Below are 19,948 nucleotides of genomic sequence, written 5' to 3' on the forward strand. Positions count from 1 at the left end.
AAGCCGTCATGTTAATGCCCAAGAAGGTTAAATATAGGAAACAACAAAAAGGTCGCATGAAGGGGGCGGCTACCCGGGGCACCGATCTGAATTTCGGCGATTTCGGTCTGCAGGCCATCGAGTGCGGGTGGTTGACCTCCCGCCAGATCGAAGCAGCCCGTCGCGCCATGACCCGGTATGTCAAACGTGGCGGCAAGATCTGGATTCGGGTTTTTCCTCACAAGCCATTGACCAAGAAGCCTGCCGAGACCCGCATGGGTAAGGGAAAGGGTTCGCCCGAGACCTGGGTCGCCGTGATTCGTCCGGGCCTGGTCCTTTACGAAATGCAGGGGGTTCGCGAGGAAGACGCGCGCGAGGCCTTTCGCCTTGCCGCGCACAAGCTCCCGATGAAAACCAAGTTCCTCGCCAGGGAGGTTGCCGCCAATGAAGGGTAAAGAATTGAGAGAGCTCGCGGTTGCCGAGCTGGAGAAAAAAAATACCGAACTCGCCCAGGAGCTTTTCAACCTGCGGTTTCAGCTTCATACCGGCCATCTGGAGAAAACCTCCCGGATTGCCCAGGTCAAGAAGGACATCGCTCGGGTCAAGACCATTCTGGCCGAGAAACAGGGATAAACGGGAGCAATACAGGTTATGACGACAGAGCGTGGAAATCGGAAAACCCGCATCGGGATTGTGGTCAGCGACAAGATGGACAAGACCGTCGTGGTTCGCGTGGATCAAGTGGTCAAGCATCCCGTTTATCAGAAATATATTCGGCGCAAGGTGACCTGCAAGGCTCATGATGAGCAGAACAGCTGCCAGGTCGGCGACAAGGTGCTCATTGTCGAGTCGCGCCCTCTTTCCAGGGATAAACGCTGGAAAGTGCGTCAGATTCTTGAAAAGACCACGAACGTCTAGGAGATACGAGCCATGATTCAGATGCAGACGATGCTTGATGTGGCGGATAATTCCGGGGCCCGGAAACTCTGCTGTATCAAAGTTATTGGTGGCTCCAAAAGGAAATACGCCGGAATCGGTGACATCATCATTTGTTCCGTGAAGGAAGCCCTGCCCAATTCGAAGGTCAAGAAGGGTGATGTCGTTCGCGCGGTCATCGTGCGTACCGCCAAGGAAGTCGGGCGCCCCGACGGTTCCTATATTCGCTTCGACAATAATTCCGCCGTGGTGGTCAACCCGGCCGGCGAGCCGGTCGGCACCCGTATTTTCGGCCCTGTCGCCCGCGAATTGCGTGCCCGCCAGTTTATGAAGATTGTTTCCCTGGCGCCGGAAGTTATCTGATCCGCCAGATCGAGAGATGGAGAGCAAAACCATGGCAACTGCTAAAATGCATGTCAAAAAAAATGACATGGTTGTGATAACGACCGGTAAGGACAGCGGGAAGTCCGGCAAGGTCCAGCGTGTTTTCCCTGAAAAGGGCAGGCTGATCATCGAGGGCCTCAATATGGTCAAGCGCCATACCCGGCCCCGACCCGGACAGAGCGAGGGCGGCATCGTCGAGAAGGAGGCCGCCATTCAAGCGGCCAACGTCATGCTTGTCTGCCCGGCTTGCTCCAAACCCACCCGCACCGGCAAGCGCTTCCTCGATGACGGCAGCAAGGTGCGGTTCTGTAAAAAATGTAACGAAATTGTGGATAAGTAAGGGAGATCTTTCCATGGCCAGGCTTAAGCAAGTATTTAACACTGAAATTGCCCCTAAGCTGATGAAGGACTTTCAATACAGCAATGTGATGGAAGTTCCCCGCATCGAGAAGGTGGTGATCAACATGGGCTTGGGTGAAGCCATCCAGAATCCCAAGATCCTGGAATCGGCCGTGGAGGAACTCACTCGCATGGCCGGCCAGAAAGCGGTCATCACCCGCGCCAAAAACTCCATCGCCGGTTTTAAGCTGCGTGAAAACATGCCCATCGGGTGCATGGTGACGCTGCGTCGTGAAAAGGCTTTCGAGTTTCTTGATCGGTTGATCAACGTGGCTCTTCCTCGCGTTCGCGACTTCAAGGGGGTCTCGCCCAAGGCGTTTGATGGTCGTGGGAACTATACCCTCGGGATTCGTGAGCAGATCATTTTTCCCGAAATCGATATCGACAAGATTGCCAAGGTAAAGGGGCTCAATATCACCATCGTGACCAGCGCCAAGTCCGACGAAGAGGCGCGGCAGCTTCTCACCGAGCTGGGGATGCCTTTCAGGAAATAAAGTTTTCGACGACCGGAGGACGTTGTGGCAAAAAAATCGATGATGATCAAGGCCGAAAGGCCAAATAAATTCAAAGTTCGCCAGTACAATCGCTGCCCGCTCTGCGGGCGCCCGCGCGCTTATTACCGCAAGTTCAAGATGTGCCGTATCTGCCTGCGCAAGCTGGCGTCCGAAGGCAAGATTCCCGGCGTCATCAAGTCCAGCTGGTAAGGGCTTCAAGGAGTATTCTCATGTCAATGACCGATCCCATTGCAGACCTGCTGACCCGGATTCGTAACGCGGGGCGGGCCAAACACCCCAAGCTCGATGTTCCCTCGTCCAACGTCAAGGTCGCTATTGCCAATACCTTGAAGGACCTCGGTTACATCAAGAATTTCAAGGTTGTCAGCGATGACAAGCAGGGTGTCCTTCGCATTTATCTCAAATACGATGAGGCGAACACCCACGTCATCCACGAAATCAAACGTGTGTCCACTCCCGGTCGCCGTGTTTATGTGGGCAATGAAGACATTCCCCGCGTCAAGAACGGTCTGGGCGCCGCGATTCTTTCGACCTCTCAGGGCGTGGTCAGTGATACGGCCGCTCGCGAGGCCAAAATCGGCGGCGAACTCATCTGTACCATCTGGTAGGGGAATTCAAGGAGTTAAATGCCATGTCACGGATTGGGAAACTGCCTGTCCAGATTCCGTCCGGGGTTAAGGTCGCCCTGGATGGTTGCGCTATCAATGTTCAAGGACCGAAGGGGCGCCTGGGCCGGAATCTTCCGGCCGATTGCAAGATCTTGGTCGAAGGTGAGGTCATTCGCGTCGAACCCTTGAGCCAGGACGCCAAGCACCGCGCCGTGCAGGGCCTGGTTCGCACTCTTATCGCCAACATGGTCGATGGCGTGACCAAGGGGTTCGAGCGCATCCTTGAGATTAACGGTGTCGGTTATCGCGCCGATCTCAAGGGCAACGTGCTCAACCTTTCCCTTGGCTATTCGCACCCCATCGAGTATAAGCTTCCCGAGGGAATCGGGGCCGAGGTCGAAAAACAGACCAAGATCACCGTTCGTGGAGTCGATAAGGAGTTGGTCGGTGCGACCGCCGCAAAGATTCGCTCGTTCCGCGGCCCCGAGCCTTATCGGGGCAAGGGCATCAAGTACGCGGACGAGAAAATCATTCGTAAAGCCGGCAAGACCGGTAAAAAATAAGGTTAACCCTACAGGCTTCAGGTATAAGGAGACAGGTTGTGAGCGTCGCACAGCAAAGAAGAAACGCGCGCCTCAAGCGCAAGGACCGGGTCCGCCGCAAGGTTGTCGGCACGCCCGGGCGGCCGCGCCTCTGCGTTTTTCGCAGCGCCCGGCACATTTATGCGCAGATCATCGAGGACACCACCGGCCAGACCCTTGCCACGGCATCCACTCTCCACAAGGACGTCATCGAAGGCGAGAGTTATACCGGCAATATCGAGGCCGCCAAGGCCGTAGGCAAGGCGATTGCCCAGGTTGCGCTGGACAAGGATATCAAGGAAGTGGTTTTTGACCGAAATGGATTTCTCTACCACGGTCGTGTCAAGGCTTTGGCGGACAGCGCGCGCGAAGCCGGTCTGGCTTTTTAGGAAAAGAAAAGGAGAACGCCCTTGCAACGCATTGATGCGAACGAAATGAATCTTACCGACAGGGTTATCCATATCAACCGCAACGCCAAGGTCGTCAAAGGCGGACGTCGTTTTAGCTTTTCCGCCTTGGTTGTCGTCGGCGACGGGCAGGGATGCGTTGGCGTCGGTCTGGGCAAGGCCAAGGAGGTTCCCGAGGCGATCCGCAAGGGTGTCGAGCGCGCCAAGAAGGATCTGATCAAGGTTCCCATGGCGGGCGGCACCATTCCGTTCGACGTGCTCGGAAAATTTGGGGCCGGCAAGGTTCTGCTCAAGCCCGCCTCTGCCGGTACGGGTGTTATCGCCGGCGGCGCCGCGCGCGCCATTCTTGAAGCTGCCGGGGTAGAAAACGTACTTTCCAAGTGCTTGGGGTCCAACAACCCGCACAATGTGGTCAAGGCCACCATCAACGCCCTTTCCCAACTCAAGAGTGCCGAAACGATTCTGGCCCGGCGCGGCATTGGCGCGGAAGAAACGGCCTAGGGGCCAAGGAAGGATTGAGCTATGGCTGTCGAATTGAAAATCACTTTGAAAAAAAGCGCCATCGGGCGCAAGCGGTATTTCGCCCAGGTTCTGCAGGGGCTTGGGCTGACTCGGCTGCATCAGACGGTGGTGCGCAAGAATACCCCGGAAATTCGCGGCATGATCAGCAAGGTCTCCCACATGGTCGTGGTGGAAGAATAAATTAAGGATAAATGGCTATGAATCTGAGTGATTTGCGGCCCGCTCTGGGCTCCACGAAAAACCGCAAGAGAATCGGTCGCGGTCATGGCTCCGGAACGGGCAAGACCTCTGGCAAGGGGCATAAGGGTCAGAAGGCGCGCGCCGGCGGCGGCGTCAAGGCCGGTTTTGAAGGCGGGCAGATGCCCCTTCAGCGCCGGTTGCCTAAACGCGGCTTCACCTCGTTGAATAAAAAGGTTTACGCCCTGGTCAATCTCGGGCAGTTGGATATCTTTGCCGCAGGCAGTGTGGTTGATGCGCAGGCTTTTATGCAGGCCGGTCTGATCAAGCAGGTCGGGGACGGCATCAAGGTGCTCGGCGATGGCGAATTGAGCGTCGCCCTGACCATTCAGGCCCATAAATTCAGCAAGTCGGCCCTGGAAAAAATCGCGGGTGCCGGCGGCAAAGCCGAGGTGATCTAAATTGATCGCGAGCCTGCAAAATATTTTCAGCATACCGGAATTGCGACGGAGAATCCTCTTCACTCTGGGCGTTCTGGTGGTTTATCGCGTCGGCTGCCATATTCCGATTCCCGGAATCGACAGCCAGGTGCTGGCAGGGTTTTTCGAGGGAACCGAGGGCACCCTCCTTGGTCTGGTCAGTGCGTTTACCGGCGGTGCCCTTGAGCGCATGACGGTCTTTGCCCTCGGGATCATGCCCTATATCAGCGCCTCGATTATTTTGCAGCTGCTGAAGGTCGTGTTCGAGCCCATTGAAAAGCTCTCCAAGGAGGGCGAGCAGGGGCAGAAAAAGATCACCCAATACACTCGATACGGCACCATCGTGCTATCGGTGATTCAGGGCGCCGGCATTGCCGTCGGTCTGCAGACCATGCGCGGACCCGCCGGCGAACTGGTTGTGTCGCAGCCCGGGATTGGTTTCATCCTGATGACCGTGCTCACCCTCACCGCCGGGACCGCCTTCATCATGTGGCTCGGCGAACAGATCACCGAACGCGGCATCGGTAACGGCATATCGCTGATCATCTTCGCCGGGATCGTGGCAACCATCCCCTCCGCCCTGGTCAACACCCTGCGCCTGCTGCGGACCGGAGCCTTGTCTCCCATGGCGATGATTTTCATCGGGTTGGTCATGGTGGCGGTCATCTGGGCCATCGTGTTCATGGAGCGCGGCCAGCGCAGGGTGCCCATCCATTACGCGCGGCGCGTCGTGGGGATGCGCAACTACGGCGGCCAGACCAGCCATCTGCCGTTGAAGGTCAATATGAGCGGCGTCATTCCGCCGATCTTCGCCAGCTCCATCATTATGTTTCCAGCCACGGTGGCCAGTCTTGTCGACTTGCCCTGGGTGCAGAAACTGGCCTCGGTGATGAGCCCGGATCACATTGTGTACAACCTTTTTTATGTTGCATTTATCATTTTCTTCTGCTATTTCTACACGGCTGTCACTTTTAATCCGGTAGATGTCGCAGACAACGTGAGGAAGCAGGGTGGCTATGTTCCTGGGATTCGGCCGGGAAAGGAAACCGCCGACTTTCTTGACACGGTATTGTCGCGCCTTACTTTTGCTGGCGCCATGTATATCTCGGCGGTCTGCGTGCTGCCCACGGTCCTGATTGGGCAGTTCAATGTGCCTTTCTTTTTTGGCGGAACCTCGCTGTTGATTGTTGTCGCGGTTGGTCTGGATACCGCGGCGCAGATCGAGGCCCACCTGGTCAGCCGTTCCTACGAGGGCTTCATGAAGGGCGTGACTCTCAAGGGGCGTCGCGGATAGGGGGATGAAGTGAAGTTGATTCTGCTCGGACCTCCAGGCGCCGGCAAGGGCACCCAGGCCAAGATGCTGATGGATCGTTTCCGGATTCCTCAGGTTTCCACGGGTGATATCTTGCGCGCGGCCGTCGCCAATCGCACCGCGATGGGGCTTAAGGCCAAGGAATACATGGACGCGGGGGCATTGGTGCCCGACGAGGTTGTCATCGGGATTGTGCGTGACCGTCTGCAGGAAAGTGATTGTGTCCTGGGTTTTATTCTTGATGGGTTTCCCCGGACGGTTCCCCAGGCCGATGCCCTGCGGGAGGTGCTGGCGGGGCTTGGCAAGGATCTTGATGCGGTGGTGAGTCTCGAGGTCGACGCCGATGTGCTCGTTGAGCGTCTCACCGGGAGGCGTACCTGTGGCGGTTGTGGGCGTGGCTTTCACGTTCGTTTTGATCCGCCGGGTGTCGCTGGTGTCTGTGATGCTTGCGGCGGCGTGCTGATCCAGCGCGACGACGATCGTGAGGAGACCATCCGGCAGCGCTTGCAGGTCTATGGCGCGCAAACCTCCCCGCTCGTTGATTATTATCGTCGCCAGGAATTGTTGCGGACCGTGGACGGCATGGCGCCCATGGATGAGGTGCAGAGGCAGATTCTGCATTGCCTTTCGGTGCAGTGATCGTCCTTAAGTCGCCCCGAGAAATAGAATGCATGCGGCAAGCCGGCCGTGTGGTTGCTGAAGTCCTGGAATTGCTGCGGGAAAAAATCGTACCTGGGGTGACCACTCTGGAGTTGGACCGGCTGGCCGAGAAAGAGTGTGCCAAAAGGAAAGCCCGCCCCGCATTCAAGGGGTACGGCGGTTTTCCTTTTACTATTTGCGCCTCGCCCAATGAAAAGGTGGTGCACGGCTTTCCCGACGCCACGCCATTGCGCGAAGGCGATATTCTCAGTGTCGATTTCGGCGTGGTCCTGGAGGATTTCTTCGGCGACGCGGCAATCACGGTGCCGGTGGGTCGGGTTGACGAGGGTCGGCGGCGGCTTATCGATGTGGCTTCCGAGGCTTTGCGGCAAGGCATTGCTCGGGCCGTCGCCGGCGGCCGGCTCTCGGATGTATCCCACGCGGTACAGGCGCATGTTGAGGCCCAAGGTTTCAGCATCGTTCGAGAATTCGTCGGGCACGGGATCGGCCGGCAACTTCATGAGTCGCCGCAATTGCCTAATTTCGGACCGCCTGGGCAGGGGCCGCGACTCAAGGCAGGGATGACCCTGGCCATTGAGCCCATGATTAATGCGGGTGGTCCCGCTGTTGCTATTTTGCAAGATGGATGGACTGCGGTGACGGTTGACGGACTGCCCTCAGCCCACTTTGAGCACACGGTAGCGATTACCGATCAGGGCGTTGAAATTCTTACAATGCTTTAATCTCTGCCGGGTCTGGGTCGCAATTTTAAATATCAATCCAGAGTTGAGGAAAAAACCATGAAAGTTCGAGCTTCGGTGAAGCGCATGTGCGACAAATGCAAGGTGATTCGGCGCAAGGGTGTCATCCGTATCATCTGCGAAAATCCTAAGCACAAACAGAGACAAGGTTAACAGGACCAGGAGGATCTGACATTGGCACGCATCGCTGGAATAGATTTGCCCCGCAACAAGCGCATGGAGGTCGCCTTGACCTACATCTACGGCATTGGCAGAACCGTTGCCAATGACATCCTGGCCAAGGCTGGAGTGGATCCCAATAGCCGTTCCGACGATCTGGCCGAAGCCGAGGTCGCCAAGATTCGCGAGATCATCGACCGGGAGTACAAGGTCGAAGGCGATCTGCGCCGCGAGGTCACCATGAACATCAAGCGTCTCATGGATCTTGGTTGCTATCGTGGCCTGCGTCATCGGCGCGGTCTCCCCGCTCGTGGGCAAAGAACCAAAACCAATGCCAGGACCCGCAAGGGCCCCCGGAAAACGGTTGCCGGTAAGAAGAAATAATTGGAGGAACCATGGCTAAGCCTGGCAAGAAGACGATCAAGAAGAAGGTCGAGAAAAAGAATATTGCCAAAGGTGTCGCCCATATTCAGGCCACCTTTAACAATACGATCGTGACGATCACCGATATGGCTGGGAACGTGATTTCCTGGGCAACCGCCGGCGGCATGGGCTTCAAGGGTTCGCGCAAGAGCACTCCCTTTGCTGCCCAGATTGCTGCGGAAACGGCGGCGAAAAAGGCGCAGGAGCACGGGATGCGTTCCGTCGAAGTCTATGTCAAGGGCCCTGGTTCGGGCCGTGAGTCGGCGGTGCGTGCCCTGCAGGCGGCCGGGTTCAGCGTCGCCCTGATCAAGGATGTGACTCCGATTCCGCACAACGGATGCCGTCCCCCCAAACGTCGAAGAGTTTAAACCGAGAAGGAGGAAGACCCTTGGCCAGATATACCGGTGCAGTCTGCCGCTATTGCCGTCGCGAAGCGACCAAACTGTTCCTCAAAGGGGACAGATGTCATACCGATAAGTGCGCTGTTGAGCGCCGCAACTATGCTCCCGGCCAGCATGGCCAAGGACGCGTCAAGGTGTCCAACTACGGCATTCAGTTGCGCGAAAAACAAAAAGTCAAACGTTCCTACGGGCTGCTCGAGGGCCAGTTCCGCTCTTACTTCGATAAGGCCGACCGCATGAAGGGGATCACCGGGGAAAACCTCCTGGCGCTTCTCGAGCGGCGCCTCGACAGCGTGGTTTACCGACTGGGCTTCGCCACCTCGCGCAATGAGGCCCGGCAACTGGTGCGGCACAACCATTTCCTGGTCAACGGCCGCAAGGTGAATATTCCGTCCTTCTTGGTCCGTCCCGGCGATGTCGTCGAGTTGCGTGAAAAGAGCCGGCAGGTCGCGCGGATCAACGAAGCCCTTGACGGTGTCATGCGCCGAGGGGTGCCCTCTTGGCTCGAACTGGATCGCGCTGCCTGCAAGGGCATTCTCAAGACGCTTCCGGTTCGCGAAGAGCTGACCACTCCTGCCTTTCAGGAGAAGCTGGTCGTTGAGCTCTATTCCAAGTAATGGCCGCTGGTTTGCTCGGGTATAACCGCGCAAGGGAGGTTTGGAATGTATAAAAACTGGAGAGACCTGATCAGACCCAAGCGGTTGCAGGTCGAATCTGACACCCTGACCGACTGCTACGGCAAGTTCACCGCCGAGCCGTTCGAGCGGGGCTTCGGCACCACTTTGGGCAATGCGCTACGCCGCGTTCTGCTTTCTTCGCTCCAGGGGGCGGCGATCGCATCCGTGCGCATCAAGGGCGTTTTGCACGAATTCTCCGCGGCGCCCGGCGTCACCGAGGACGTTTCGGAAATCATCCTCAACCTCAAGGGCGTAAGGCTGCGCCTGCACGGTAGCGAGTCCCGCAATATCCGCATCGTGAAAAAGGGGGCCGGCATCGTGACCGCCGGCGACATCATCACCGACTCCAACGTCGAGATCATGAACCCCGAGCATCACATCGCCACCTGTGGCGCCGACGCGGATCTGGAAATCGACATGGTGGTCAAGCTCGGCAAGGGGTATGTGCCCGCCGACCGCAATCGCGACGAGAAGTCGCCCGTGGGCACCATTCCCATCGACTCGATTTTCACGCCGATTCGCAAAGTCAATTTCAACGTCAGCAATGCGCGCGTCGGCCAGATCACCGATTACGATAAGTTGGTGCTGGACGTTCATACCGACGGCAGTGTGCGACCCGACGACGCGGTGGCCTTTGCCGCCAAGATCCTCAAGGAGCAGTTGCAGCTTTTCATCAACTTCGATGAGGATCATGAGCCGCCCGTGGAGCTGGCCGAAGAAGAAAGCAAGAAAATAAACGAGAATCTCTATCGCAGCGTCGATGAGCTCGAACTCTCCGTACGCGCCGCCAACTGTCTGAAGAATGCCAATATCCAGCTGATCGGTGATCTGGTGCAGAGAAGCGAAGCCGAAATGCTCAAAACCCAGAATTTTGGGCGCAAGTCTCTTAACGAGATCAAGGATATCCTGGCCGACATGGGTCTTTCCTTGGGCATGAAGCTGGAAAATTTCCCGGATCCCGAATATCTGCGCATGATTCAGAAGGGTGAAGAGGAAGATTGATCGTACCGCAACCATGAAAGTGAGGATTTTGGGAAATGCGTCACAATAAAGCAGGAAGAACGCTGGGCCGTAACTCCAGCCATCGCCGGGCGATGCTGCGCAACATGGTGACCTCTTTGCTGGATCATGATCGGATCACCACCACCGACGCGCGCGCCAAGGAATTGCGTAAGCTCGCCGACAAGATGATCACCCTGGGCAAGCGCGGCGACCTTCATGCCCGGCGCCAAGCCCTGCAGGTCATTCAGGACAAAAAGGTCGTGGCCAAGCTCTTCGACCGCATCGCGCCGCGTTATCAGGAACGCCCCGGCGGCTACACCCGGATCATCAAGCTGGGCGCGCGTGCCGGTGACAATGCATCACTGGCCATCATCGAACTGGTCGAGGAGGAATTCACTCCGCGTCCGCGCAAGGCGGCTCCCGCCGTAGCGGCGCTGGGCGCTCCCGTTGCCGCAAGCATCGCTGCCGAGGCAGGCAGCGTCGAGGACCTCCCCGCGGAAGGCGTTATCGAGGCCGGAGAGGCTGAGAGCGAAGAGAAGAAAGACGCCTGATCGAAACACTGCGCGGCAAATGCAAAAAGGCAAGGGATTTCCCTTGCCTTTTTGCATTTGCCGCGGGCTGCCGGCCTGGGACGCGTGCTTGACCGAGGTTTGACATGCGTGCTAATGTGCTCTGATTTTCTTCGGGAGTTTTCATGTACCATCCCAGTCTCTCAGCGTTTCGTGCCCTCGCCCGGGAAGGCAATCTGATCCCCATCTATCGCGAAATTTTTGCCGACATGGAAACGCCTGTCTCGGCTTTTCGCAAGATTGATGACGGCGTTGCCGCTTTTCTGCTGGAGAGCGTGGAGGGCGGGGAGAAGTGGGCCCGTTACTCCTTTCTCGGCAGCGGCGGGGGCCGAATGTTCCGTTCCCGCGATCGCGCCTATGAAATTCTTGAGAACGGGGTGGTCGTGGAGTGCGGCGACTGCGCCGACCCCCTGGAGCGCCTGCGCGATCTACTTGCGCCCTATCGCCCTGTCGAATTGCCTGGGCTGCCCCGTTTCTGCGGCGGCGCCGTCGGCTATCTTGGGTACGACATGGTGCGGTTCATCGAGGAGCTACCCGCACGCTGCTCAAGGGAGATCGGCACCTACGACAGCTGTTTTCTTCTGACCGATGAGTTGCTGATTTTTGACAACATGAGCCACAAGATCAAGGTTGTGGCCAATGTCAGCCTCGCCCCCGGTGAGGACGTGGAGGCCGCGTACCATGCGGGCTGCGAGCGCATCGAGGCGCAGATCGCTCGGCTGCGCACCCCCTTTGCTCCCGCCTACCCTCAGGGCGAGCCCCGGCCGCCCCTGGATTTGGTTCCCAATTTTAGTCGCCATGAGTTTCTGGCCGCCGTCGAGCGTTGCAAGGAATACGTTCGCGCCGGCGATGTCATTCAGGTGGTGCTGTCCCAGCGGTTCTCCGGCGCCCTGGATGTTGATCCTTTCGATATCTACCGCGCCCTGCGCACCATCAATCCCTCCCCCTACATGTTTTTTCTGCGGTTTGGCGAAACCCTGGTGGTGGGCGCCTCGCCGGAAGTTTTGGTGCGCAAGGAAGGGATGGGCGCCGAGGTGCGCCCCATCGCCGGAACCCGTCCCCGGGGCGGCGACGCCGAGGAGGATCTCCGTCTGGCCGAGGCGCTTCTGGCCGATCCCAAGGAGCGTGCCGAGCACATCATGCTGGTTGATCTGGCGCGCAATGATCTGGGTCGCGTCTGTCGCACCGGGAGTATTGAGGTTAGCGAATTGATGCTTATCGAGCGCTATTCTCATGTTATGCACATTGTTTCCAATGTGCGAGGAACCCTGGAAGAGGGGCGCGACGCCTTCGATGTGTTTCGCGCGACTTTCCCGGCGGGCACCCTGAGCGGAGCGCCGAAGATCCGCGCCATGGAAATCATCGAGGAACTCGAGCCCGCGCGCCGTGAGATTTACGGAGGCGCGGTGGGCTATTTTTCCTTTTCCGGCAACATGGACATGGCGATCGCCATCCGCACCCTCGTCGTGCAGGGCGATCGCCTGCACTTGCAGGCAGGCGCCGGGATCGTCGCCGATTCCTGTCCGCAGTCCGAGTACCAGGAGACGATCAACAAGGCGCAAGGAGTGATCAAGAGCATCGAAACCGCGCGGCAAGGACTGGACTGACATGCTGTTGATGATCGACAACTACGATTCCTTCACCTACAACCTGGTGCAATATTTTCGCGAACTCGGCGAAGAGGTCGAGGTCTATCGCAATGATCGCATCCGAATCGACGAGATTCGGCGCAAAAAACCACGCCGTCTGGTGATTTCGCCCGGACCCTGCTCGCCTGCGGAAGCGGGGATTTCGGTCGCCGCCATTCAGGAGCTGGCGGGGCATTTGCCGATTCTTGGCGTCTGCCTGGGTCATCAATGCCTGGGCCAGGCGTTCGGCGGTCGCGTGGTGCGCGCCGCGCGCCTCATGCACGGCAAGACCAGTCCGGTCTATCACCAAGGGCGTGGATTGTTCGCCGGGGTGTCCAATCCTTTCGACGCGACGCGCTATCATAGTTTGCTGGTCGAGCGGGAGAGCCTGCCGGCCTGTCTGGAGATCACGGCCTGGACGCAGGAGCAGGAAATCATGGGCCTGGCCCATCGCGATCTGCCGCTGTGGGGCATCCAGTATCATCCTGAGTCGATCCTCACCGTCGAAGGCAAAAAACAGCTGAAGAATTTTCTGGAGATGACCTGAGAGGCCCTGCATGATCAAGGAAGCCATAGGCCGCGTGGTGGAAGGCCAGAGCCTCAGCGAAGGCGAGATGGTCGAGGTGATGGGTGAAATCATGGGCGGCGAGGCGACTCCCGCGCAGATCGCCGCCTTCATCACCGCTTTGCGCATGAAGGGCGAAACCATTGCCGAAATCACCGGCGCGGCGCGGGTGATGCGGGCCCATGCCACGCCGATTCGCGCCGGGGCGGCCCTGGACATCGATCGCGACGATATCAATATCGACCGCGAAAGTATTCTCGATACCTGCGGCACCGGCGGCAGTGGCACCAAGAGTTTCAACGTGTCGACCACCGTCGCTCTGGTCGTGGCGGCGTGCGGCGTCAAGGTCGCCAAGCACGGCAACCGCAGCATTTCCTCGGCCTGTGGCAGTGCCGACGTGCTCGAAGCCCTCGGCGTCAACCTCGATGTGGCGCCGGCGGTGGTGGAAAAATGCATTGCCGAACTGGGTGTCGGCTTTCTCTTCGCGCCGGCCCTGCACGGCGCGATGAAGCATGCCATCGGACCGCGCCGGGAAATCGGCGTTCGCACGATCTTCAACATCCTGGGGCCGCTGACCAATCCAGCACGGGCCAACCGCCAGGTACTGGGGGTCTACCGCCGGGATCTGGTCGCGCCTCTCGCCCAGGTGCTGGTCAATCTTGGTTGCCGTCGCGGCTTTGTCGTGCATGGCGCCGACGGCATGGACGAGGTGACCCTCACCGGGCCGACCTCTGTCGCCGAAATTCAGTCCGGTGGGGTGCGGGAATACGAAGTGGCGCCGGAAGATTTCGGCATGCAGCGTTGTGCCCTGGAGGCCCTGCAGGGCGGCGACGCCCAGGTCAACGCGCGCATCGTGCGGGCCATCCTGGAGGGCGAGAGTGGTCCGCGGCGCGATATCGTGGTTCTCAACGCGGCCTTTGCCCTGGCGGCGGCGGAAGTGACCAGGGAGATCGGCGCGGCCTTGTCCCTGGCGCGCCACGCCTTGGACAGCGGCGCGGCGCTGCAGCGCCTGGAAGGTTTGGTGCGGCTGACCCAGGCCGCCGCAGCGGAGGGGCGCACGGCGTGATTCTGCAAAGGATTCTGCAACGCAAGCAGGAGGAGGTCGCCGTGGCGCGGCACAGGCTGCCGCTGGTTGATTTGCGCGCGCGCTGCGCTGACCTGCCGGCCACGCGACCCTTCGGGGCACGGTTGCGCACCTGTGCGCGAAGCGGCATGGCGATCATCGCGGAGGTCAAGAAGGGCTCGCCGTCGAAGGGCGTCATTCGTGCCGATTTTCACCCCGTCGCCATCGCCGAGGCCTACGCACGCGGCGGTGCCGCCTGTTTGTCGGTGCTCACCGACCGGGATTTTTTCTACGGTGATCTCGCTTATCTCGGGATAATTCGCGACCGGGTGGCGCTGCCCTTGCTGCGCAAGGATTTTCTCGTCGATGCCTATCAGCTCTATGAAGCGCGGGTCGCCGGCGCCGATGCGGTGCTGCTCATCGCTGCCGCGCTGGATGATGGACGCCTTGGCGAATATTGCCATCTCGCCGCGGAACTGGGTCTTGAGGTGTTACTCGAAATCCACGACGAGGACGAGTTGGCGCGCGCCTTGGCGACCCCGGCGGCGCTCATCGGCATCAACAACCGCAATCTGTCGACCTTCGTCACCGATTTGGGCATTTCGGAGCGCCTGCTGCCGTTGATTCCCGGTGAGCGGCTGCGCGTGGCCGAAAGCGGCCTGCACGAGCGCGCCGACCTGGAGCGGCTCCAGACGGCCGGCGCCGACGCTTTTCTCATCGGCGAGAGCCTCATGCGCGAAACGGACATCGAAGCCAAGCTTCGCTGTCTGATCGGTTGAAATTTTTGAGTGGAGGACCCGCGGTGCAGACTAAAATTTTGCTCAACGACAGCCAGATTCCCAAGCGCTGGTACAATGTAATTCCCGACATGCCGGGAGTTATGGCGCCGGTGATCCATCCCCAGACCGGACAGCCGGCCCGTCCCGAGGATCTCTCGCCCATTTTTCCCATGGCGCTCATCGAGCAGGAGGTCAGCCGCGAGCGCTGGATCGACATTCCCGAGGAGGTGCTCAAGGCCTATCAATTGTGGCGTCCCGCGCCCCTCTACCGGGCGCATCGCCTGGAGGCGGCGCTGAAAACGCCGGCCAAGATCTATTATAAGTACGAGGGCGTTTCCCCCGCCGGTTCCCACAAACCCAACACCGCCATCCCCCAGGCCTGGTACAATAAGCAAGCCGGTATCCGGCGCCTGGCCACGGAAACGGGCGCCGGCCAGTGGGGCAGTTCCATGGCCCTGGCGGCGAGCTTTTTCGGGCTGGAGGTCACGGTTTACATGGTGCGGGTGAGCTGCGAGCAAAAGCCCTACCGTAAAAGTCTGATGGAGGTATGGGGCGCCCAGGTCATCCCCTCGCCGAGCCGCTTGACCGAAGTGGGTCGCAAGATTCTCGACCAAACGCCCGATACGCCGGGGTCCCTGGGCATTGCCATCAGTGAGGCGGTGGAAGACGCGGCCGGCCACGCGGACACCAACTACGCCCTGGGCAGCGTGCTCAATCACGTGTGTCTGCATCAGACCGTGATCGGTCTCGAAGCCATGGAGCAGTTGCGCCTGGTCGGCGATTATCCCGATGTGGTGCTGGGCGCCTGCGGCGGCGGCAGCAACTTTGCCGGCATTGCCTTTCCCTTCGTGCGCGACAAGGTCAACGGCAAGGAGATTCGCCTGGTCGGGGTGGAGCCGGCCTCCTGCCCGACCCTGACCAAGGGCGTGTACGCGTTTGATTACGGCGATACGGCCAAGCTTACGCCCATCACCAAGATGTACACCCTGGGCCATGATTTCGTGCCGCCGGGTATTCATGCGGGCGGGCTGCGCTATCATGGGCAGAGCGCCCTGGTCAGTCAGCTGCTCCACGAAGGCGTGATCGAAGCGGTCGCCTACCCGCAGAATGCCTGCTTCGAGGCGGCCTTGCTGTTTGCCCGCCAAGAGGGGATCGTGCCCGCGCCTGAGTCTTCCCATGCCATTCGCGGCGCGGTGGACGAGGCCATCAAGGCGCGTGAGGAAGGGCGCGGCCGCACCATCCTGTTTTGCCTCTCGGGCCACGGTCACTTCGACATGTCGGCCTATGATGCCTACCTCGCCGGGCAACTGCAGGACTATGCCTATCCTGAGGAGAACATCCGGGCATCGCTGGCGAACCTGCCGCGGGTTGAGCTCTAGGGCGGGCCATGGATGGCGTGCGGGTCAAGATCTGCGGTCTGACGCGCCTTGATGAGGCCCTGCACGCCGTTGCCTGCGGCGCCGACGCCCTGGGCTTCGTCTTTTACCCGGGCAGTTTGCGCTGCGTCAGTCCGGAGCAGGCCGCCGCGATCATCGACGCGCTGCCGCCCTTTGTCAGCACTGTCGGCCTGTTTGTCAACGAAGCGCCGCGCCGCATCGCCGAAATCGCCCAGCAGTGTCGCCTGGATCTGGTCCAGCTGCATGGCGACGAATCGCCCGCGGACTGTCTTGTGCCCGGACGCCGGGTGATCAAGGCGCTGCGGGTGCGCGACAGGGCGAGCCTGGCACAAGCGGCGGAATACCCGGTCGCGGCCTTGCTTCTCGATGCCTGGGTGGCGGGACACTACGGCGGCACCGGCGCGACCTTCAACTGGGATTTAGCCGCAGACCAGGCGCGGCGCGCACCGGTGGTTCTTGCCGGGGGGCTGACGCCGGACAACGTGGCGGACGCGGTGCGCAGGGTGCTCCCCTTCGCCGTGGATGTCTCAAGCGGTGTGGAAAGCGCCCCGGGGCGCAAGGATCCGGGCAGGGTGGCCGCCTTTATCCGCAACGCCAAGGCGGCGCACCGCAATCACTGACTCCACTGCAATCCCTCCGGCATGCCGCCGGGTGCGGAGCGACAAGGACATTTCCATGACGGACACTCCTGACCAGCGCGGCCATTTCGGCCAGTTCGGCGGGCGCTATGTCGCCGAGACTCTCATGCCGGCCCTGATCGAGCTGGAAGAAGCCTACGCGGCCGCGCGTCTTGATCCCGACTTCACGGCGGAATTCAACCATTACCTTGCGCACTACGTCGGGCGTCCCTCGCCCCTCTATCACGCCCGGCGGCTCAGTGAGCACCTGGGGGGAGCGCAGATCTATCTCAAGCGCGAGGATCTCAATCATACCGGCGCCCACAAGGTCAACAACACCGTCGGGCAGATCCTGCTGGCGCGGCGCATGGGCAAGAAGCGGGTGATCGCCGAAACCGGCGCGGGTCAGCACGGCGTGGCGACCGCGACGGTGGCCGCGCTGTTCGGTCTGGAATGCGAAATTTTCATGGGCAAGGAGGATATCCGCCGCCAGGCCCTCAACGTCTTTCGCATGAAGCTGCTCGGCGCACGCGTCCATCCGGTGGTCAGCGGAACCGCCACCCTCAAGGATGCCATGAACGAGGCCCTGCGCTACTGGGTCACCCATGTGCGTGACACCTTCTATGTCATCGGCACCGTGGCCGGCCCTCATCCCTATCCGCAAATGGTGCGCGATTTTCAAGCGGTGATCGGCCGCGAAACCCGTGAACAGGTGCTTCAGGCCGCAGGGCGTCTGCCCGATGTGGCGCTGGCCTGCATCGGCGGCGGTTCCAACGCCATGGGCATGTTCCATCCCTTTCTGGAGGATGCCGGGGTGCGGCTGATTGGCGTCGAGGCGGCGGGGCTAGGCATCGGCAGCGGCAAGCACGCGGCCTCCATCAGCGCCGGACAGGTGGGGGTGCTGCACGGCAACAAAACTTTTCTGCTGCAGGACGAGGAAGGGCAGATCCTCAATGCCCATTCCATTTCCGCCGGCCTCGACTATCCGGGGGTCGGCCCCGAGCACGCCTTCCTGCATGAGATCAAGCGCGCCGAATATGTGGCGGTCACCGACGACGAGGCCCTGGAGGCTTTTCAATTGATCACCCGCCTCGAAGGGATCATTCCGGCCCTGGAGAGCGCCCATGCCCTGGCCTACCTCAAGCATCTCGCGCCGAGTCTGCCGCGCGAAGCGATCATCGCCCTGTGCCTGTCGGGGCGCGGGGACAAGGACATGCATACGGTGGCGGACGCCATCGGTGTTGAACTTTAATTTCCGGCGGCAAACGCTTGGGCGAATGCCTTTCGCCGTTTGCGCCCCTTCAGGAGTCTCATGAAATTCACCGAGCTCAACCTGCCGGCCGAAGTGCTCCAGGGCATCGCGCAAGTCGGCTTCACCGACCTGACTCCGGTGCAGGAGGAATCCATTCCCCTGGCCCTGGCCGGTCGCGACGTCACCGGCCAGGCGCAGACCGGCACCGGCAAGACCGCGGCTTTTCTCATTTCCCTGTTCACCCGCATGCTGCGCAATCCCCAGGAGACCGGCAGCGACCCGCGCGCCCTGATCCTCGCCCCGACGCGCGAACTGGTGGCGCAGATTTGCGAGGACGCCAAGGGGTTGGGCGCCTTCTGCCCCTTCAAGGTGCAGCCAATTTTCGGCGGCATCGACTACCAGAAACAACGCGATGCCCTGCGCGGCGGGGTCGATGTCATCGTGGCCACGCCGGGGCGGCTTATCGATTACGCCAAGCAGAAGGTGTTTAGTTTCGCGCGCATTGAATTTCTGGTCATCGACGAAGCCGACCGCATGTTCGACATGGGATTCATCCGTGATCTGCGCTTTATTCTGCGGCGTCTGCCGCCCTTTGAAAAGCGCCAGACCATGCTGTTTTCCGCCACCCTGTCGCACCGGGTGCGGGAACTCGCCTATGAATTCATGAACCTCGCCGAGCGGGTGGAAGTCGAACCCGAGCAGGTGACCGCCGAGCGCGTCGAGCAGATTCTTTTTCATGTCTCGCGGCGCGAGAAGTTTCCCCTATTGCTCGGGCTGCTCGCCAAGGAATCCGCGGCCACCCGGGTTCTGATCTTCGTCAATACCAAGCGTGAGGCGGAGCATCTCACCGAGCGCCTGCGCGCCAACGAATTCCGCGCGGCGGTGATTTCCGGCGACATTCCGCAACAAAAGCGCATGCGTATTCTCGCTGAGTTCAAAAGTGGGCAGTTGCGTTTCCTGGTGGCCACCGACGTGGCTTCGCGCGGCATCCATGTGGATGACGTCACCCACGTCATCAACTATGACCTGCCCCAGGACCCTGAGGATTATGTGCATCGCATCGGCCGCACGGCGCGCGCCGGGGCGCTGGGCAAGGCCATTTCCCTGGCCGACGAGGATCTGGTGCTGCACCTCGACGATATCGAGGCGTACATCAGCCGGCGCATTCCCAGCGCGGTTCCCGGCGAGGATGATTTTATCTGGGATTACAAGCGCCCTCATCCCCGCAAGAAGGCCCCGGTTCCCGAGAAGGCGGCGCCGAGCGGCGAGCGCAAGCGCCCCGCGCGCCGACGCCGTGCGCAGCGCAAACCTTCCGACGGCGGCGCGACCTCGACCTGAGGCGGGGGGCAAAAGGGGCGGGGATGTTGCGCAAGCTGTTGATACTCGGAAGCCTGGTGCTGGTCGCTTTTGCCCTGATGATGGCCACCACCGCGCAGGTGGAATTTGCCGTGGAGCAGGAAACGCGCCTCGCGGCGGCGCCCGCCCGGGTCTGGACGGAGTTGGTCGCGGTCGAGCAATGGCCCCAATGGTGGCCGGGTTTCCGTGCCGCGCGCGTTACGCCCGCTCTGCACGCCGGCGCGCGTCTGGATCTGTCCCTGCAAGGGGATCCGGGCAAGAAGCCGGCCATCATCGAGACGGTGGTGGCCGAGCGCAAGCTCAGTTGGGTGCGCGACGGGGTGCTGGGCAGCACCACCCGCACCAGCCTGCGCCTGACGCC

General features: G+C 60.4%; 30 protein-coding genes and 1 pseudogene. All 31 read left to right on the forward strand.

Annotation, left to right across the window (positions count from 1 at the left end; genetic code table 11):
* Window positions 1-8: 8 nt before the first annotated feature.
* Entirely contained in the window at window positions 9-434 is a 426-nt protein-coding gene (gene rplP, locus QAT43_RS07455) for a 50S ribosomal protein L16 (protein ID WP_305042453.1), read from the forward strand.
* Window positions 424-612: a 50S ribosomal protein L29 gene (gene rpmC, locus QAT43_RS07460; RefSeq protein WP_305042425.1), complete on the forward strand. Its 189-nt coding sequence runs from the start codon at window positions 424-426 to the stop codon at window positions 610-612. The genes rplP and rpmC overlap by 11 nt, the downstream gene beginning before the upstream one ends.
* Before the next feature lie 18 nt (window positions 613-630).
* A complete protein-coding gene (rpsQ, locus tag QAT43_RS07465) occupies window positions 631-897 on the forward strand; it encodes a 30S ribosomal protein S17 (protein WP_305042426.1) in 267 nt (88 codons plus the stop codon).
* A 12-nt stretch (window positions 898-909) separates the two neighbouring features.
* Entirely contained in the window at window positions 910-1,278 is a 369-nt protein-coding gene (rplN, locus tag QAT43_RS07470; RefSeq protein WP_305042427.1) for a 50S ribosomal protein L14, read from the forward strand.
* A gap of 31 nt (window positions 1,279-1,309) precedes the next feature.
* Entirely contained in the window at window positions 1,310-1,639 is a 330-nt protein-coding gene (gene rplX, locus QAT43_RS07475) for a 50S ribosomal protein L24 (RefSeq protein WP_305042428.1), read from the forward strand.
* A 13-nt stretch (window positions 1,640-1,652) separates the two neighbouring features.
* Window positions 1,653-2,192: a 50S ribosomal protein L5 gene (gene rplE, locus QAT43_RS07480; protein WP_305042429.1), complete on the forward strand. Its 540-nt coding sequence runs from the start codon at window positions 1,653-1,655 to the stop codon at window positions 2,190-2,192.
* A gap of 24 nt (window positions 2,193-2,216) precedes the next feature.
* Entirely contained in the window at window positions 2,217-2,402 is a 186-nt protein-coding gene (locus QAT43_RS07485) for a type Z 30S ribosomal protein S14 (RefSeq protein WP_305042430.1), read from the forward strand.
* A 20-nt stretch (window positions 2,403-2,422) separates the two neighbouring features.
* A complete protein-coding gene (gene rpsH, locus QAT43_RS07490; protein WP_305042431.1) occupies window positions 2,423-2,821 on the forward strand; it encodes a 30S ribosomal protein S8 in 399 nt (132 codons plus the stop codon).
* A gap of 23 nt (window positions 2,822-2,844) precedes the next feature.
* A complete protein-coding gene (gene rplF / locus QAT43_RS07495) occupies window positions 2,845-3,384 on the forward strand; it encodes a 50S ribosomal protein L6 (RefSeq protein WP_305042432.1) in 540 nt (179 codons plus the stop codon).
* 38 nt (window positions 3,385-3,422) lie between these two features.
* Window positions 3,423-3,791, forward strand: coding sequence for a 50S ribosomal protein L18 (rplR, locus tag QAT43_RS07500; RefSeq protein WP_305042433.1), 369 nt, complete (start codon window positions 3,423-3,425; stop codon window positions 3,789-3,791).
* A 21-nt stretch (window positions 3,792-3,812) separates the two neighbouring features.
* Window positions 3,813-4,310, forward strand: a complete 498-nt coding sequence (gene rpsE, locus QAT43_RS07505) for a 30S ribosomal protein S5 (RefSeq protein WP_305042434.1) — start codon at window positions 3,813-3,815, stop codon at window positions 4,308-4,310.
* Window positions 4,311-4,331: 21 nt separating this feature from the next.
* Window positions 4,332-4,511, forward strand: a complete 180-nt coding sequence (gene rpmD / locus QAT43_RS07510; RefSeq protein WP_305042435.1) for a 50S ribosomal protein L30 — start codon at window positions 4,332-4,334, stop codon at window positions 4,509-4,511.
* A gap of 17 nt (window positions 4,512-4,528) precedes the next feature.
* Window positions 4,529-4,969: a 50S ribosomal protein L15 gene (gene rplO / locus QAT43_RS07515; RefSeq protein WP_305042436.1), complete on the forward strand. Its 441-nt coding sequence runs from the start codon at window positions 4,529-4,531 to the stop codon at window positions 4,967-4,969.
* A gap of 1 nt (window position 4,970) precedes the next feature.
* Complete coding sequence (gene secY, locus QAT43_RS07520) at window positions 4,971-6,281, forward strand: preprotein translocase subunit SecY (protein ID WP_305042437.1); 1,311 nt, start codon at window positions 4,971-4,973, stop codon at window positions 6,279-6,281.
* Window positions 6,282-6,290: 9 nt separating this feature from the next.
* The gene (locus tag QAT43_RS07525) at window positions 6,291-6,938 is read left to right on the forward strand and encodes an adenylate kinase (RefSeq protein WP_305042438.1); all 648 of its coding nucleotides are present in this window, start codon (window positions 6,291-6,293) and stop codon (window positions 6,936-6,938) included.
* Complete coding sequence (map, locus tag QAT43_RS07530; protein ID WP_305042454.1) at window positions 6,935-7,681, forward strand: type I methionyl aminopeptidase; 747 nt, start codon at window positions 6,935-6,937, stop codon at window positions 7,679-7,681. The genes QAT43_RS07525 and map overlap by 4 nt, the downstream gene beginning before the upstream one ends.
* A 57-nt stretch (window positions 7,682-7,738) precedes the next feature.
* Entirely contained in the window at window positions 7,739-7,852 is a 114-nt protein-coding gene (gene rpmJ, locus QAT43_RS07535) for a 50S ribosomal protein L36 (protein ID WP_305042439.1), read from the forward strand.
* A gap of 21 nt (window positions 7,853-7,873) precedes the next feature.
* Window positions 7,874-8,242 (forward strand): 30S ribosomal protein S13, encoded by a 369-nt coding sequence (rpsM, locus tag QAT43_RS07540; protein ID WP_305042440.1) that lies wholly within the window; start codon window positions 7,874-7,876, stop codon window positions 8,240-8,242.
* Between the two features lie 11 nt (window positions 8,243-8,253).
* Entirely contained in the window at window positions 8,254-8,649 is a 396-nt protein-coding gene (gene rpsK, locus QAT43_RS07545) for a 30S ribosomal protein S11 (protein WP_305042441.1), read from the forward strand.
* A gap of 20 nt (window positions 8,650-8,669) precedes the next feature.
* The gene (rpsD, locus tag QAT43_RS07550; RefSeq protein WP_305042442.1) at window positions 8,670-9,299 is read left to right on the forward strand and encodes a 30S ribosomal protein S4; all 630 of its coding nucleotides are present in this window, start codon (window positions 8,670-8,672) and stop codon (window positions 9,297-9,299) included.
* Window positions 9,300-9,344: 45 nt separating this feature from the next.
* Complete coding sequence (locus QAT43_RS07555) at window positions 9,345-10,361, forward strand: DNA-directed RNA polymerase subunit alpha (protein WP_305042443.1); 1,017 nt, start codon at window positions 9,345-9,347, stop codon at window positions 10,359-10,361.
* Window positions 10,362-10,396: 35 nt separating this feature from the next.
* A complete protein-coding gene (gene rplQ, locus QAT43_RS07560; RefSeq protein ID WP_442900221.1) occupies window positions 10,397-10,912 on the forward strand; it encodes a 50S ribosomal protein L17 in 516 nt (171 codons plus the stop codon).
* A 143-nt stretch (window positions 10,913-11,055) separates the two neighbouring features.
* Window positions 11,056-12,537: an anthranilate synthase component I gene (gene trpE / locus QAT43_RS07565; protein ID WP_305042444.1), complete on the forward strand. Its 1,482-nt coding sequence runs from the start codon at window positions 11,056-11,058 to the stop codon at window positions 12,535-12,537.
* Between the two features lies 1 nt (window position 12,538).
* A complete protein-coding gene (locus QAT43_RS07570) occupies window positions 12,539-13,105 on the forward strand; it encodes an anthranilate synthase component II (RefSeq protein ID WP_305042445.1) in 567 nt (188 codons plus the stop codon).
* 10 nt (window positions 13,106-13,115) lie between these two features.
* Complete coding sequence (gene trpD, locus QAT43_RS07575; protein ID WP_305042446.1) at window positions 13,116-14,189, forward strand: anthranilate phosphoribosyltransferase; 1,074 nt, start codon at window positions 13,116-13,118, stop codon at window positions 14,187-14,189.
* A complete protein-coding gene (gene trpC / locus QAT43_RS07580; RefSeq protein ID WP_305042447.1) occupies window positions 14,186-14,965 on the forward strand; it encodes an indole-3-glycerol phosphate synthase TrpC in 780 nt (259 codons plus the stop codon). The genes trpD and trpC overlap by 4 nt, the downstream gene beginning before the upstream one ends.
* 23 nt (window positions 14,966-14,988) lie before the next feature.
* Complete coding sequence (locus tag QAT43_RS07585; protein WP_305042448.1) at window positions 14,989-16,344, forward strand: TrpB-like pyridoxal phosphate-dependent enzyme; 1,356 nt, start codon at window positions 14,989-14,991, stop codon at window positions 16,342-16,344.
* 8 nt (window positions 16,345-16,352) lie between these two features.
* Entirely contained in the window at window positions 16,353-16,982 is a 630-nt protein-coding gene (locus tag QAT43_RS07590) for a phosphoribosylanthranilate isomerase (RefSeq protein ID WP_305042449.1), read from the forward strand.
* A 55-nt stretch (window positions 16,983-17,037) separates the two neighbouring features.
* Window positions 17,038-18,231 (forward strand): tryptophan synthase subunit beta, encoded by a 1,194-nt coding sequence (gene trpB, locus QAT43_RS07595; protein WP_305042450.1) that lies wholly within the window; start codon window positions 17,038-17,040, stop codon window positions 18,229-18,231.
* A 60-nt stretch (window positions 18,232-18,291) separates the two neighbouring features.
* Window positions 18,292-19,569 carry a DEAD/DEAH box helicase gene (locus QAT43_RS07600; protein ID WP_305042451.1) on the forward strand — a complete coding sequence of 426 codons (1,278 nt, stop codon included), beginning with the start codon at window positions 18,292-18,294 and terminating at the stop codon, window positions 19,567-19,569.
* 23 nt (window positions 19,570-19,592) lie between these two features.
* Window positions 19,593-19,948, forward strand: a pseudogene (locus QAT43_RS07605) (hypothetical protein); the annotation flags it as partial.

The sequence above is a fragment of the Geoalkalibacter sp. genome (assembly GCF_030604225.1).
Lineage (GTDB): Bacteria > Desulfobacterota > Desulfuromonadia > Desulfuromonadales > Geoalkalibacteraceae > Geoalkalibacter.

Coding starts and splice junctions, on each gene's coding strand:
- rpsH (WP_305042431.1), top strand. CDS start 2,423: ATGTCAATGACCGATCCCATTGCAGACCTGCTGACCCGGATTCGTAAC.
- rplF (WP_305042432.1), top strand. CDS start 2,845: ATGTCACGGATTGGGAAACTGCCTGTCCAGATTCCGTCCGGGGTTAAG.
- trpB (WP_305042450.1), top strand. CDS start 17,038: ATGACGGACACTCCTGACCAGCGCGGCCATTTCGGCCAGTTCGGCGGG.
- rpsK (WP_305042441.1), top strand. CDS start 8,254: ATGGCTAAGCCTGGCAAGAAGACGATCAAGAAGAAGGTCGAGAAAAAG.
- rplN (WP_305042427.1), top strand. CDS start 910: ATGATTCAGATGCAGACGATGCTTGATGTGGCGGATAATTCCGGGGCC.
- trpD (WP_305042446.1), top strand. CDS start 13,116: ATGATCAAGGAAGCCATAGGCCGCGTGGTGGAAGGCCAGAGCCTCAGC.
- rpmC (WP_305042425.1), top strand. CDS start 424: ATGAAGGGTAAAGAATTGAGAGAGCTCGCGGTTGCCGAGCTGGAGAAA.
- QAT43_RS07600 (WP_305042451.1), top strand. CDS start 18,292: ATGAAATTCACCGAGCTCAACCTGCCGGCCGAAGTGCTCCAGGGCATC.
- rpsQ (WP_305042426.1), top strand. CDS start 631: ATGACGACAGAGCGTGGAAATCGGAAAACCCGCATCGGGATTGTGGTC.
- rpmD (WP_305042435.1), top strand. CDS start 4,332: ATGGCTGTCGAATTGAAAATCACTTTGAAAAAAAGCGCCATCGGGCGC.
- rpmJ (WP_305042439.1), top strand. CDS start 7,739: ATGAAAGTTCGAGCTTCGGTGAAGCGCATGTGCGACAAATGCAAGGTG.
- QAT43_RS07570 (WP_305042445.1), top strand. CDS start 12,539: ATGCTGTTGATGATCGACAACTACGATTCCTTCACCTACAACCTGGTG.
- QAT43_RS07555 (WP_305042443.1), top strand. CDS start 9,345: ATGTATAAAAACTGGAGAGACCTGATCAGACCCAAGCGGTTGCAGGTC.
- rplO (WP_305042436.1), top strand. CDS start 4,529: ATGAATCTGAGTGATTTGCGGCCCGCTCTGGGCTCCACGAAAAACCGC.
- rplX (WP_305042428.1), top strand. CDS start 1,310: ATGGCAACTGCTAAAATGCATGTCAAAAAAAATGACATGGTTGTGATA.
- rplP (WP_305042453.1), top strand. CDS start 9: ATGTTAATGCCCAAGAAGGTTAAATATAGGAAACAACAAAAAGGTCGC.
- rplE (WP_305042429.1), top strand. CDS start 1,653: ATGGCCAGGCTTAAGCAAGTATTTAACACTGAAATTGCCCCTAAGCTG.
- trpE (WP_305042444.1), top strand. CDS start 11,056: ATGTACCATCCCAGTCTCTCAGCGTTTCGTGCCCTCGCCCGGGAAGGC.
- QAT43_RS07590 (WP_305042449.1), top strand. CDS start 16,353: ATGGATGGCGTGCGGGTCAAGATCTGCGGTCTGACGCGCCTTGATGAG.
- rplQ (WP_442900221.1), top strand. CDS start 10,397: ATGCGTCACAATAAAGCAGGAAGAACGCTGGGCCGTAACTCCAGCCAT.